This is a genomic window from Streptomyces africanus (assembly GCF_002150735.1).
Lineage (GTDB): Bacteria > Actinomycetota > Actinomycetes > Streptomycetales > Streptomycetaceae > Streptomyces > Streptomyces africanus.
This window is the reverse complement of sequence record NZ_MUKA01000148.1, coordinates 24,492-37,732: the sequence shown is the minus strand read 5'-3', so window position 1 is coordinate 37,732 and position 13,241 is coordinate 24,492. Positions and strand designations below refer to the sequence as shown.

The following is a 13,241-nucleotide window of genomic DNA, read 5'->3' as shown; positions in this document are numbered from 1 at the left end:
GGCGGGGCGGCGGGTGCGGCGCAGCGGGGGCTTCGCACCCAGGCCCTTCGGGTCGAGGCCGGACCACTTGTGGCCGTTCGCGAAGAACGGGCGGCGGGCCATCAGCGTCAGCAGCGGCTTGGTGAAGAGGAACACGACGACCACGTCGAGCAGGGTGGTCAGGCCGAGCGTGAACGCGAAGCCCTGGACCTTGCCGACGGTCACGATGAAGAGCACCGCGGCGGCGAGGAACGACACGAAGTCGGAGACCAGGATGGTGCGCCGGGCGCGCGGCCAGGCCCGCTCGACGGCGGGGCGCAGCGAGCGGCCCTCCCGGATCTCGTCGCGGACGCGTTCGAAGAACACGATGAACGAGTCCGCCGTGATGCCGATCGCGACGATGGCTCCGCACACGGCCGGCAGGTTCAGCGCGAAATTGATGGTCGGGCCGAGCAGCGCCATGATCGTGTAGGTCAGGGCCGCGGAGACCAGCAGCGAGAGGATCGCGATGAACGCCAGGCCGCGGTAGTAGAGCAGCAGGTAGATGACGACCAGCGCGAGACCGATCGCGCCGGCGATCAGACCGGCCTTCAGCTGGTCACCGCCGAGCGCGGCGGTGACGGTGGAAACGCTGTCCTCGCGGAAGGTCAGCGGCAGCGCACCGTAGCTCAGCATGTTGGCGAGGTCCTGCGCGGACTGCTGGTTGAAGTTGCCGGAGATCTCCGCGTTGCCGCCGGTCAGCGCCTGCCGCACGTACGGGTCGGAGACCACGTCGCCGTCGAGGACGATCGCGAACTGGTTCTGCGGCGACTGGTTCTTGGCCAGCTTGCCGGTGATGTCCGCGAACTTCTTGCCGCCCGCGTCGGTGAAGTCCATCGTGACCGTCCAGCCGGCACCGCTCTGGGTGTTCAGGACGGCCTGGGCCTTGTCGACGTCGGTGCCGTCGACCTCGGCGGGGCCGAGGATGTACTTCTGCCACTGACCCTGCGAGTTCTTGCCGCAGGCCAGGGTGGGCTCGGAGGCCTTGACGCCGTCGCCCACGGCGGAGCGGGTCTTCGCGTTGGTGCAGTCGAGCTTGGCGTACTGCTCCTGGAGCTTGCTCGCGTCGGCGGCGGCGCCGCCGGACGCGGACGGGGAGGGGCTGGCCTTCGCCTTGTCCGAGGCGCTCGCCGACGGCGTCGCGTCGGCCTTCAGCGCGTCCGTGACCGCGCGGCCCTGCGTGGTGGGCGAGGCGGACGGGGACGCGGAGCCCTTGTTCGTGGCCTCGGGCTTGTCGGTGGCCTTGCCGGACGGCTTGTCCGACGGGCTTCCCGTGGGGCTCGGCGAGGGGGTGCCCGCGCCGGCGCCGCCGGAGACCTCCGTGGCGACGACCGGGCGGAAGTAGAGCTTGGCGGTGGTGCCGACCTGCTTGCGGGCCTGCTCGGAGTTCGTGCCCTTGGGGATGTTGACGATGATGTTGTCCCGGCCCTGCGTCTGGACCTCGGCCTCGGAGACGCCCAGACCATTGACACGGCGCTCCATGATGGAGACGGCGGTGTCCATGTTGGTCTTGTTGATCGCCGCCTCGTTGCCGGCCTCGGGAACCGCCTCGAGCGTGATGCTCGTACCGCCGGCCAGGTCGATGCCGAGACGCGGTGTCGTGTGTCCCGAGGCGAACATCCCACCGGTGAGCGCCGCGATGGCGATCAGGATCAGGGCCAGCGAGCGCCCCGGCTTGCTCTGGGCGCTCGCGCTCCGGCCCTTTTTAGGTGTGGCCACCTTCTCGTACTCCCTCTCGGGCCGCCGCGCTCCGGATCGGCGGACGGGCGGCCATGACATGGTGTCGGGATTCCGTGCGAGCCGGTCGTGTCCCGGGGTGCGCGGGCCGGGCCCGCGCACCCCGGGACGCGACTACTTCGCCTCGGAGTCGCCGTCGGTCTTCTTCGGCTCTTCGTCCGTCTTCGCCTCGCCGGCCGGGGCGTCGCCGGCCGGCTCGTCGGCCGCGTCCTTCTTGCCGAGGTCGACGGCCTTGTCGTCAGCGGTGGGGTCGGCGGCGTCGCCGGTCTCGGTGAGGGAGGAGGCGTCGTCCGGAACGAGGTCGGCGTCGGACTTCAGGTCGTGCTCGACGCCGTGGACGATGCGGTTGTACTCGTCGTCGGTGAGGACGGCGCCGATGGAGTTCTTGGCGAAGAGGAGCTCGACGCCCGGACCGGCGTCGACGAGGACGGTGTCCTCGTTCACCTCCTTGACGGTGGCGTACATGCCCCCGATGGTGCGCACACCGCTGCCGGGCTGCATTTGGTTCCGCATCTCCACGGCCTGCTGCTGCTTCTTCTTGGCCGATCGGGTCATCAGGAACATGGCCCCGATGAGCACGATGAACGGGAGGAGGGTCAGGAGACTCACGGGTCGGTACTTCCTTCACACGACCGCGCTGTGAGCGGCCAGATGGTTGGGGGTGTGTACGCCGCCGACAAAGGCGGCATCGGCGGAGTCTAAGCGAGTCCGCGCGCATGGAACAACGCTCAGCATGGCACCGGGGTTCCTGCTCCTGCCACTGGCCTCGCCGTGCCGGAGCGGTGACGGCGCCGTCACGCCCCGAACAGGTCCTGTTGTCCGTTTCCGGCGGTCTGGGAGCGGGGCGGGGTGAGGCCGAGATGCGCCCATGCGGCGGGGGTGGCGACCCGGCCGCGCGGGGTGCGGGCCAGCAGGCCCTCCCGTACCAGGAAGGGCTCGGCCACCTCCTCGACGGTCTCGCGCTCCTCCCCCACCGCGACCGCCAGCGTGGACAGGCCGACGGGGCCGCCGCCGAACAGCTTGAGCAGGGCTTCCAGCACGCCCCGGTCGAGACGGTCGAGGCCGCGGGCGTCCACCTCGTACACGGCGAGGGCGGCCGCCGCGATGTCTCTGGTGATCAGGCCGTCGGCCTTGACCTGCGCGTAGTCCCGGACGCGGCGCAGCAGGCGGTTGGCGATGCGGGGCGTGCCGCGGGAGCGGCCGGCGATCTCGGCGGCGCCGTCCGGCTCGATCTCGACTTCGAGGAGGTCCGCGGAGCGGTGGATGACCCGCTCCAGCTCGGCCGGTTCGTAGAACTCCATGTGGGCGGTGAAGCCGAAGCGGTCGCGCAGCGGGGGCGGCAGCAGGCCCGCGCGGGTGGTGGCGCCGACCAGGGTGAAGGGGGGCAGCTCCAGCGGGATGGCGGTGGCGCCGGGGCCCTTGCCGACGATGACGTCGACGCGGAAGTCCTCCATCGCCATGTACAGCATCTCCTCGGCGGGCCGGGACATGCGGTGGATCTCGTCGAGGAAGAGGACCTCGCCCTCCTGGAGGGAGGAGAGGATCGCGGCGAGGTCTCCGGCGTGCTGGATGGCGGGGCCCGACGTGATGCGGATGGGGGCGCCCATCTCGGCCGCGATGATCATCGACAGGGTGGTCTTGCCGAGGCCGGGGGCGCCGGAGAGCAGCACGTGGTCGGCGGTGGCACCCCGCGCGCGTGCGGCGCGCAGGACGAGGTCGAGCTGCTCGCGGACCTTCTCCTGGCCGATGAACTCGCCCAGGTCCTTGGGGCGCAGGGCGGCCTCGACGGCCTGGTCCTCACGGTCGGCGGACGCACCGACGAGCCGCTCGGCGGCATCGGCGTCGGTCGTGTCGTCCCAGTTCATGGAGTGTGCCTCGGAGTCTCGGTACGGATCATCGGGCGCGGTTCAGGGTCTGCAGGGCCGCCTTCAGCAGCTGTCCCACCTGGGGCGTGCCCTCGGCGGCCTCGGCCTGCGGGGCGACGGCGGTCACGGCCTCGTCGGCCTCCCGGGTCGCGTAGCCGAGGCCGATCAGGGCGGCGTGCAGCTGGTCGCGCCAGCCCGCGCTGACGGCCGTACCGACGGCGGGGGCGCCGACCGGCTCGCCGAGGCGGTCCTTCAGCTCCAGGAGCAGCTTCTGGGCGCCCTTCTTGCCGATGCCGGGGACGGCGGTGAGCGCCTTCTCGTCGGCGGTGGCGACGGCCCGGCGCAGGGCGTCCGGGCTGTGCACGGCGAGCATGGCCTGGGCGAGCCGGGGGCCGACGCCGCTGGCCGTCTGGAGCAGCTCGAAGGTCTGCCGCTCGTCGTCGTCCGCGAAGCCGTACAGGGTCAGTGAGTCCTCCCGTACGACGAGGGAGGTGTGCAGCTTGGCGGGCTGGCCCATGCGCAGCGTGGACAGCGTGTTCGGCGTGCACTGGACGGCCATGCCGACGCCGCCGACCTCGACGACCGCGGCGTCGGGGGCGAGCGCGGCGACGGTGCCGCTGACGAAGGCGATCATGCCGTACGGCCTTTCGATGTGTGCAGGGCGACGGCCTGCTGGAGTCGGTTCTGCGCGGGGGCGCGCCAGATGTGGCAGATGGCGAGGGCGAGGGCGTCGGCCGCGTCGGCGGGCTTGGGCGGTGCGCTGAGCCGGAGCAGGCGGGTGACCATGGCGCCCACCTGGGCCTTGTCGGCCCGGCCGCTGCCGGTGACGGCGGCCTTGACCTCGCTCGGCGTGTGCAGCGCCACGGGGATGCCGCGGCGGGAGGCGCACAGCAGGGCGACGGCGCTGGCCTGGGCGGTGCCCATCACCGTACGGACGTTGTGCTGGCTGAAGACGCGCTCGACGGCGACGAACTCCGGCCGGTGCTCGTCCAGCCACTGGTCGATGCCCTGCTCGATGGCGACGAGGCGGTGGCCGAGGTCCGCGTCCGCCGGTGTGCGGACGACGCCGACGCCGATCATGGTGAGCGGCCGTCCGGCGACGCCCTCGACCACGCCGACACCGCACCGGGTCAGGCCCGGGTCCACCCCCAGAACGCGCACGCGCCCTCCCTCTCGATCGCCTGTTCCTGCAGGCTATCGGGTGCCACCGACAACGCGACGGGCCGACGGGGTGTGTCCCGTCGGCCCGTTGGGCTGCGCGGAGCCCGCGGCGGCGTTACGCGCCGACCTTCTCCATGACCTCGTCGCTGACGTCGAAGTTGGCGAAGACGTTCTGCACGTCGTCGCTGTCCTCCAGCGCGTCGATGAGCTTGAAGATCTTCTTGGCGCCCTCCTCGTCCAGTTCGACCTGCATGGTCGGGACGAAGTTGGCGTCGGCGGAGTCGTAGTCGATGCCGGCGTCCTGGAGGGCGGTGCGGACCGCGACCAGGTCGGTGGCCTCGCTGAGGACCTCGAAGCTCTCGCCGAGGTCGTTGACCTCTTCGGCGCCCGCGTCCAGCACGGCGGCCAGCACGTCGTCCTCGGTCAGCTCGCCCTTGGGGACGATGACGACGCCCTTGCGGTTGAACAGGTACGACACCGAGCCCGGGTCGGCCATGGAGCCGCCGTTGCGGGTCATGGCGACACGGACCTCGGAGGCGGCGCGGTTGCGGTTGTCGGTGAGGCACTCGATGAGCACGGCGACACCGTTCGGGCCGTAGCCCTCGTACATGATCGTCTCGTAGTCGGCGCCGCCGGCCTCCAGGCCCGCGCCGCGCTTGACCGCGGAGTCGATGTTCTTGTTGGGGACCGACGACTTCTTCGCCTTCTGGATGGCGTCGTAGAGCGTCGGGTTGCCTTCGGGGTCGGCGCCGCCCATCCGGGCCGCCACCTCGATGTTCTTGATCAGCTTCGCGAAGAGCTTGCCGCGCTTGGCATCGATGACGGCCTTCTTGTGCTTCGTCGTGGCCCATTTAGAGTGGCCGGACATCTGCCTGTCTCCTTCGCGTAACCCATCTCAGCAACGAACGCAGGAATCCTACAAGGACTCGGCCGTCCGGTTCGCGCGCACCATGTCGACGAACAGGGCGTGCACGCGGTGGTCGCCGGTCAGTTCCGGGTGGAACGACGTGGCCAGAGCGTTGCCCTGGCGGACGGCGACGATGTGGCCGTCGTGCTCGGCGAGCACCTCGGCCCGGGCGCCGACGGACTCGACCCAGGGGGCGCGGATGAAGACGCCCTCCACAGGGGCGCCCTCGACGCCCTTGACGTCGACGGCCGCCTCGAAGGACTCGTTCTGCCGGCCGAAGGCGTTGCGGCGCACGATCATGTCGATGCCGCCGACGGTCTCCTGGCCCGAGCGCGGGTCGAGGATCTTGTCGGCGAGCATGATCATGCCGGCGCAGGTGCCGTAGACGGGCATGCCGTCCCGCACGCGCGCGCGGAGCGGGTCCATCAGGCCGAACAGCACCGCCAGCTTGGAGATGGTGGTGGACTCGCCGCCGGGTATGACGAGGCCGTCCGCCTCGGCGAGTTCTTCGGGGCGCCGCACCGGCCTGGCCACGGCATCGGCCGCGGCCAGGGCGACGAGGTGCTCCCGTACGTCGCCCTGGAGGGCCAGGACGCCTATGACAGGAGTGCTCATGGGGTTACCAGCCGCGGTTGGCGTAGCGCTCGGTCTCGGGGAGGGTGTCGCAGTTGATGCCGACCATGGCCTCACCGAGGTTGCGGGACGCGTCCGCGATGATCTTCGGGTCGTCGTAGAAGGTGGTGGCCTTCACGATGGCGGCGGCGCGCTTGGCCGGGTCGCCGGACTTGAAGATGCCGGAGCCGACGAAGACGCCCTCGGCGCCGAGCTGACGCATCAGGGCCGCGTCGGCCGGGGTGGCGACGCCGCCGGCGGAGAACAGCACGACCGGGAGCTTGCCGAGTTCGGCGACCTCGCGCACGAGCTCGTACGGGGCGCGCAGCTCCTTGGCGGCGGCGTACAGCTCGTTGTTGTCGAAGCCGCGCAAGCGGGCGATCTCGTTCTTGATCTGGCGCAGGTGGCGGACGGCCTCGACGACGTTGCCGGTGCCGGCCTCGCCCTTGGAGCGGATCATCGCCGCGCCCTCGGCGATGCGGCGCAGGGCCTCGCCCAGGTTGGTGGCGCCGCAGACGAAGGGGGTGGTGAACGCCCACTTGTCGGAGTGGTTGACCTCGTCGGCCGGGGTGAGGACCTCGGACTCGTCGATGTAGTCGACGCCGAGGGACTGCAGCACCTGGGCCTCGACGAAGTGGCCGATGCGGGACTTGGCCATCACCGGGATCGAGACGGCGTCGATGATGCCCTCGATCATGTCCGGGTCGGACATGCGGGCCACGCCGCCGTCCTTGCGGATGTCGGCCGGGACCCGCTCCAGGGCCATGACGGCGACGGCGCCCGCGTCCTCGGCGATCTTCGCCTGCTCCGGCGTGACGACGTCCATGATGACGCCGCCCTTGAGCTGCTCGGCCATACCGCGCTTCACACGGGCGGTGCCGGTCTCGGGGGCCTGGGAGTTGGGGGACGTGGTGGACACGGGTGACCTCGCTACGGAGAGGGGATTCTGCAGCACCGAGGAAACGTGAGGAGACCAGGCCACAGCAAGGGCCAATGGGAACGCTGTGGATCCTTTTCCGGCGACGGCCCGGGGACGGCCGGGGAACGGGGCGTGAACGGGGGCTCAGGCGGCCCGGTCCGCCAGAGCCGCCGGAGGCTCGTCGTCCATTTCGAAGGCCAGGGGGAACGGGGCGTGGCCCGCCAGCCGGAACCAGCGCACCTTGCGGTGCCGGCGCAGGGCACGGGCGGCCCGTACGGCGTCGTTGTGGAAGCGGCGGGCCATCGGCACACGTCGCACCGCCTGCGCGAGCTCCTCGGCGGCCTCCTCGCCGCCGGGCGCCTCCCGCACCGCCTCCACCTGCTGGACCTCGCCGAACACCGCCCGCAACGCCTGGCTCAGCTCGCTCTCGGCGACCTCCCGCTGCTCCTCCTCCGCCTGACGGGCGGCGTGCGCGGCCTCGTAGAGGACGATGGAGGCGGCCGGATCGAGCACCCCCGAGGTGGCCAGTTCCTGGGCGACGGAGGCGCGGCGCAGCAGCTGTGCGTCGAGTGCGGCGCGGGCCGCGTCGATGCGCGCGTGCAGCCGGTCCAGCCGCCCGGCCGTCCAGCTCAGGTACAGGCCGACCACCACGAGGGCGACGAGGATCCAGATGAGGGTTGCGGTCACGGCCCAGAGGCTACCGGTGCCCGCTCACACGGCCGCGTGCCCGGTCGGGGTCCATCGGAAGGACCCTAGTCCCGGGCCAGCCCGAGCCGGCCCCACAGCCCGGTCGTCCGCTCGTCCTCGGCCACCGCCGCCGCGCCCGCCGTCACCGTCTCGTAGACGGACAGGATGTCCGCGCCGACGGTCGCCCAGTCGAAGCGGCGCACATGGGCACTGCCCCGCTCGCGCAGTTCCGCCCGGCGGCCCGGGTCGCCCAGCAGGCGTACGGCCGCGTCGGCCAGGGCGTCGGCGTCCTCGTTGGGGAACAGCTCCCCTGCCTCGCCCCGGTCCAGGACCTGGGCGAAGGCGTCCAGGTCGGAGGCGAGGACGGGGGCTCCGGCGGACATGGCCTCGACCAGGATGATCCCGAAGCTCTCGCCGCCGGTGTTGGGCGCGACGTACAGGTCGACGCTGCGCAGGAAGCGGGCCTTGTCCTCGTCGCTGACCATGCCGAGGAACTCGACGCGGGAGCGCAGCTCGGCGGGCAGTGACTCCACCGCCTCCTCCTCGTCACCGCGCCCGGCCACCAGCAGCCGGGCCCGCGGACGGGCGGCGAGGATCTTCGGCAGGGCCTTCATCAGCACCGGCAGGCCCTTGCGGGGCTCGTCGATGCGCCCGATGAAGCCGATCGTCTCGCCCTGCCACTCGGCCTTGGGCTCGGCCTTGGCGAAGAAGTCGACGTCCACGCCGTTCGGGATCACCACCGCGTCCCCGCCGAGGTGCTCCACCAGCGTGCGGCGGGCGTACTCGCTCACCGCGATCCGCGCGCTGATCTTCTCCAGGGCGGCCTGGAGGATGGAGTACGCGGCGATCATGGCCCGGGAGCGCGGGTTGGACGTGTGGAACGTGGCGACGATCGGTCCCCTGGCGGCCCAGCAGGTCAGCAGGCCCAGCGAGGGCGAGGTCGGCTCGTGGATGTGGATGACGTCGAACGCGCCCTCGTGCAGCCAGCGGCGCACCCGGGCGGCGCTCAGGAAGCCGAAGTTCAGCCGGGCCACCGAGCCGTTGTACGGCACCGGCACCGCACGCCCGGCCGAGACGACGTACGGCGGCAGGGGGGTGTCGTCGTCGGCCGGGGCGAGGACGGACACCTCGTGGCCCAGCCGGATGAAGTACTCGGCCAGGTCCCGGATGTGGAACTGGACGCCGCCCGGTACGTCCCAGGAGTACGGGCAGACGATGCCGATCCTCACGATGGCCCCTTCGCCGGGTCGAGGTCCGCGAGCCACAGGCGCTGCAACATGTGCCAGTCCTCCGGGTGGTCGGCGATCCCGGAGGCGAAGGCGTCGGCCAGCGCCTGTGTCATGACGGACGTCTTCTCCGCGCGCGTGCCCGACTCGGGCACCTCGACGGGCGGGTGGACCCGGCCGCGCATCACCGGCGAGTCGTCGTACCAGAGGGTGACGGGGAGCAGCTGGGCGCCCGTCTGCTGGGCGAGCAGGGCCGGGCCGGCCGGCATCCGGGCCGTGTCGCCGAAGAAGCCGACCTCGACGCCGGAGGCCGACAGGTCGCGGTCGGCGACCAGGCAGACCAGGCCGCCGTCGCGCAGCCGCCGGGCCAGGGTGCCGAAGGCCGTGCCGCCGCTGTGCGGCAGGACCTCCATGCCGAGGCCCTCGCGGTAGGCGACGAACCGGTCGTACAGCGTCTCCGGCTTCAGGCGCTCGGCGACCGTCGTGAACGGGATGCCCAGCTTCGTGGTGACCCAGGCGCCGGCGAGGTCCCAGTTGGCCAGGTGGGGCAGGGCGAGTACGACGCCCTTGCCGGCGGCCAGGCCCTCGGTCAGGTGGTGCAGGTCCTTGGGGTCAAAGCCGTTCATCACTCGCTCCTCGCTCCAGGCGGGGAGGCGGAAGGACTCCATCCAGTAGCGCAGGTAGGACCGCATGCCCGCGCGCGAGAGCTCGGCGAGGCGCTCGGGGCCCGCGCCGGGCACCACGCGCGCGTAGTTGCTCTCCAGCCGCTGCACGCCCTTGCCGCGCTGCTTCCAGACGAGGTCGGCGATGGTGTTCCCGAGCCGTACGGCGACCGGCTCGGGGAGCTTCTTGACGGTGCTCCAGCCCAGTCCGTACAGCGCGTCCGTCAGCCGGTCCTGTGCGCTCACGTGGCCGCCTCGCTCCCGTGGGAGGCGTTGTGCTGCTTGCCCTCATTGTCCTGCGGGGCGTCGTCCTGCCCGGCCGCCGCGGACTCGGCCTCCGCGGACTCGCGGCGGACCGTGACGACCCGCTGGATCAGCGTGACGAGACTGCCCACGGCGACGATCCACAGGGCGACCGGCAGCAGGTACTGGATGCCGGGCACGCCGAACTTGTGCAGGCCCGCGAGCCCGGCGGCGACCAGGGAGATCACCAGCCGCTCGGCCCGCTCGACCAGCCCGTTGACGGCGACCGGCAGGCCGATCGACTCGCCGCGGGCCTTGGTGTACGACACCACCTGGCCGCTGGCCAGGCAGAAGATCGAGACGGCGCACAGGACGAGGTCGTCGCCCCCGCCGGCGTACCAGAGGATGAAGCCGCCGAAGATCGCGCCGTCGGCGACCCGGTCGAGCGTGGAGTCCAGGAAGGCGCCCCAGCGGCTGGAGCGGCCGAGCTGGCGGGCCATGTTGCCGTCGACCAGGTCGGAGAAGACGAACAGCGTGATCACGACCGTGCCCCAGAAGAACTCGCCCATGGGGTAGAAGACCAGCGCGCCCGCGACCACACCGGCCGTGCCGATGAGCGTGACGGTGTCGGGGCTGACGCCCCGCCGGATCAGAAACGCGGCGAACGGTGTGAGAACACGCGTGAAGAATGCACGCGCGTACTTGTTCAGCATGGCCTTCCCGAGGGTCGGTGTCGCCGTCTGGCCCCTGCTGGCCACCGGCTGGCCCATCGTAGCCACGCGCGCGTGCGGGCGACGGGCGGGACCCGAGGCCCGTGTCACGGCGCACCGGTGCGCGGGGCGGGCCGCGATCACGTCGTTCGTATGGACGCACCGTGACAGGAGTGGGAAGGTCGAATGACCGCGGGCGTCGCCGGAGCCGCACCGCACGCGGATCCCGCGTGTCCGCGCCCACAGTGACCTCACCGTGCACGGGAGGCAGGATCATGGGCGACAAGGCACAGACACACCCTGGGGCCGCCGGCAGGGCACAGGCGGCCGACCACCCCCAGTCCGTACGGAATGTGGTGCTGGTCGGCCACTCCGGATCGGGCAAGACCACGTTGGTGGAGGCCCTCGCGCTCACGGCGGGGGCAGTGAACCGGGCGGGCCGCGTGGAGGACGGCGGCACCGTCTCCGACTTCGACGAGATCGAGCACCGGCAGCAGCGCTCGGTGCAGCTCTCCCTGGTGCCCGTCGAGTGGGATGGCATCAAGGTCAACCTCCTCGACACCCCCGGATACGCCGACTTCGTCGGTGAGCTCAGGGCCGGTCTGCGCGCGGCGGACGCGGCCCTCTTCGTCGTCTCGGCCTCGGACGGCGTGGACGGCTCGACCCGCATGGTGTGGGAGGAGTGCGCGGCCGTGGGCATGCCCCGGGCCATCGTCGTCACCCACCTGGAGGCGGCGCGCGCCGACTTCGAGGAGATGACCCGGATCTGCGCGGAGGCCTTCGGCGCGGACGACCCCGACGCGGTCCTGCCGCTCTACCTGCCGCTGCACGGCCCGCAGGCGCCGGACGGGCACGCTCCCGTGACCGGCCTGATCGGGCTGCTGTCGCAGAAGCTGTTCGACTACTCGGCCGGCGAGCGCAAGGAGTCCGAGCCGGGCGAGGACCAGCTGCCGCTGATCGAGGAGGCCCGCAACCGGCTGATCGAGGGGATCATCTCGGAGAGCGAGGACGAGACCCTCATGGACCGCTACCTCGGCGGGGAACCGGTCGAGGTCAAGACCCTGATCGAGGACCTGGAGCGGGCCGTCGCCCGCGGGGTCTTCTTCCCCGTCCTGGCCGCCGCCCCCGCGACCGAGGGCTCCCGGCAGGGGCTCGGCACGGTGGAGCTGCTGGAGCTGATCACCCGCGGCTTCCCCACGCCGCTGGAGCACGAGACGCTGCGGGTGACGACGGTCGACGGCACGCCGCGCGAGCTCAAGCCGTGCGACCCGGACGCGCCGCTGGTCGCGGAGGTCGTGAAGACCTCCTCGGACCCGTACGTCGGCCGGCTGTCGCTGATCCGCGTCTTCTCCGGCACCTTGCGCGCCGACCAGACGGTCCACGTCTCCGGGCACGGCCTGGCCGACCGCGGGCACGAGGACCACGACGTCGACGAGCGGATCGGCGCCCTGTCCACGCCGTTCGGCAAACAGCAGCGCCCGGTGTCGCACGTGATCGCCGGTGACCTGGCGTGTGTGGCCAAGCTCAGCCGCGCCGAGACCGGGGACACCCTGTCCGCCAAGGACGACCCGCTGCTCATGGAGCCGTGGCAGATGCCCGACCCGCTGCTGCCGCTGGCCATCCAGGCGCACAGCAAACCGGACGAGGACAAGCTCTCGCAGGGCCTGGCCCGGCTGGTGGCCGAGGACCCGACGATGCGGCTCGAACAGAACCAGGACACCCACCAGGTGGTCCTGTGGTGCCTGGGCGAGGCGCACGCGGACGTCGCCCTGGAGCGGCTGCGCAGCCGCTACGGCGTCCAGGTCGACGTCGTACCGCACAAGGTGTCCCTGCGCGAGACGTTCGCGACCAAGGCGGCCGGGCGCGGCCGGCACGTCAAACAGTCCGGCGGGCACGGGCAGTTCGCCATCTGCGAGATCGAGGTGGAGCCGCTGCCGGGCGGCTCGGGCATCGAGTTCGTGGACAAGGTCGTCGGCGGCGCGGTGCCCCGGCAGTTCATCCCGTCGGTGGAGAAGGGCGTACGCGTCCAGGCCGCCAAGGGAGTCGTCGCCGGGTATCCGCTCATCGACGTGCGCGTGACCCTCCTGGACGGCAAGGCGCACTCGGTGGACTCCTCCGACGCCGCGTTCCAGACGGCCGGGGCGCTCGCGCTGCGGGAGGCCGCGACCGACGCGAGGATCCATCTGCTGGAGCCGGTGGCCGAGGTGTCGGTGCTGGTCGGCGACGACTTCGTGGGCGCCGTGATGAGCGACCTGTCGGGGCGGCGCGGCCGGGTGCTCGGCACCGAGCAGACACCCGGCGGGCGCACGATGATCCGGGCGGAGGTGCCCGAGATCGAGATCGGCCGGTACGCGATCGACCTGCGGTCGATGACGCACGGCACGGCCCGCTTCAGCCGCCGGTACGCACGGCACGAGCCGATGCCGCAGCAGGTCGCGGACCGGATCCGTGAAGAGGAGCGCAGGGCCTCCTAGTTGGGGCCCGAGGGGGCCAA

Annotated in this window: 13 protein-coding genes; 1 reads left to right on the top strand and 12 read right to left on the bottom strand. The window is 71.8% G+C overall.

The window, feature by feature from the left end:
- The 12 genes from secD to pgsA all read right to left on the bottom strand — a co-directional run.
- The coding region (gene secD / locus CCL05_RS19465) for a protein translocase subunit SecD (protein ID WP_086561769.1) at positions 1-1,737 on the bottom strand (1,737 nt) is incomplete at its 3' end.
- A gap of 132 nt (positions 1,738-1,869) precedes the next feature.
- Entirely contained in the window at positions 1,870-2,364 is a 495-nt protein-coding gene (gene yajC / locus CCL05_RS19460) for a preprotein translocase subunit YajC (RefSeq protein ID WP_086561768.1), read from the bottom strand.
- Between the two features lie 185 nt (positions 2,365-2,549).
- The gene (ruvB, locus tag CCL05_RS19455) at positions 2,550-3,620 is read right to left on the bottom strand and encodes a Holliday junction branch migration DNA helicase RuvB (RefSeq protein WP_086561767.1); all 1,071 of its coding nucleotides are present in this window, start codon (positions 3,618-3,620) and stop codon (positions 2,550-2,552) included.
- A 28-nt stretch (positions 3,621-3,648) separates the two neighbouring features.
- A complete protein-coding gene (ruvA, locus tag CCL05_RS19450; RefSeq protein ID WP_086561766.1) occupies positions 3,649-4,254 on the bottom strand; it encodes a Holliday junction branch migration protein RuvA in 606 nt (201 codons plus the stop codon).
- Positions 4,251-4,781, bottom strand: a complete 531-nt coding sequence (ruvC, locus tag CCL05_RS19445) for a crossover junction endodeoxyribonuclease RuvC (RefSeq protein WP_086561765.1) — start codon at positions 4,779-4,781, stop codon at positions 4,251-4,253. Before ruvC ends, ruvA begins: the two co-directional genes overlap by 4 nt.
- 115 nt (positions 4,782-4,896) lie before the next feature.
- Positions 4,897-5,649: a YebC/PmpR family DNA-binding transcriptional regulator gene (locus CCL05_RS19440; RefSeq protein ID WP_086561764.1), complete on the bottom strand. Its 753-nt coding sequence runs from the start codon at positions 5,647-5,649 to the stop codon at positions 4,897-4,899.
- Positions 5,650-5,697: 48 nt separating this feature from the next.
- A complete protein-coding gene (pdxT, locus tag CCL05_RS19435; RefSeq protein WP_086561763.1) occupies positions 5,698-6,303 on the bottom strand; it encodes a pyridoxal 5'-phosphate synthase glutaminase subunit PdxT in 606 nt (201 codons plus the stop codon).
- A gap of 4 nt (positions 6,304-6,307) precedes the next feature.
- Positions 6,308-7,219, bottom strand: coding sequence for a pyridoxal 5'-phosphate synthase lyase subunit PdxS (gene pdxS, locus CCL05_RS19430; RefSeq protein WP_086561762.1), 912 nt, complete (start codon positions 7,217-7,219; stop codon positions 6,308-6,310).
- A gap of 144 nt (positions 7,220-7,363) precedes the next feature.
- A complete protein-coding gene (locus CCL05_RS19425) occupies positions 7,364-7,906 on the bottom strand; it encodes a LemA family protein (RefSeq protein ID WP_086561761.1) in 543 nt (180 codons plus the stop codon).
- Positions 7,907-7,971: 65 nt separating this feature from the next.
- The gene (locus CCL05_RS19420) at positions 7,972-9,135 is read right to left on the bottom strand and encodes a glycosyltransferase family 4 protein (RefSeq protein WP_086561760.1); all 1,164 of its coding nucleotides are present in this window, start codon (positions 9,133-9,135) and stop codon (positions 7,972-7,974) included.
- A complete protein-coding gene (locus CCL05_RS19415; RefSeq protein WP_086561759.1) occupies positions 9,132-10,040 on the bottom strand; it encodes a phosphatidylinositol mannoside acyltransferase in 909 nt (302 codons plus the stop codon). Before CCL05_RS19415 ends, CCL05_RS19420 begins: the two co-directional genes overlap by 4 nt.
- Positions 10,037-10,807: a phosphatidylinositol phosphate synthase gene (gene pgsA, locus CCL05_RS19410; protein ID WP_244204325.1), complete on the bottom strand. Its 771-nt coding sequence runs from the start codon at positions 10,805-10,807 to the stop codon at positions 10,037-10,039. The genes CCL05_RS19415 and pgsA overlap by 4 nt, the downstream gene beginning before the upstream one ends.
- Positions 10,808-11,022: 215 nt before the next feature.
- Between pgsA and CCL05_RS19405 the strand changes: the two genes are divergently transcribed.
- A complete protein-coding gene (locus CCL05_RS19405; RefSeq protein WP_086561757.1) occupies positions 11,023-13,221 on the top strand; it encodes an elongation factor G-like protein EF-G2 in 2,199 nt (732 codons plus the stop codon).
- The last annotated feature ends 20 nt before the right edge of the window (positions 13,222-13,241 follow it).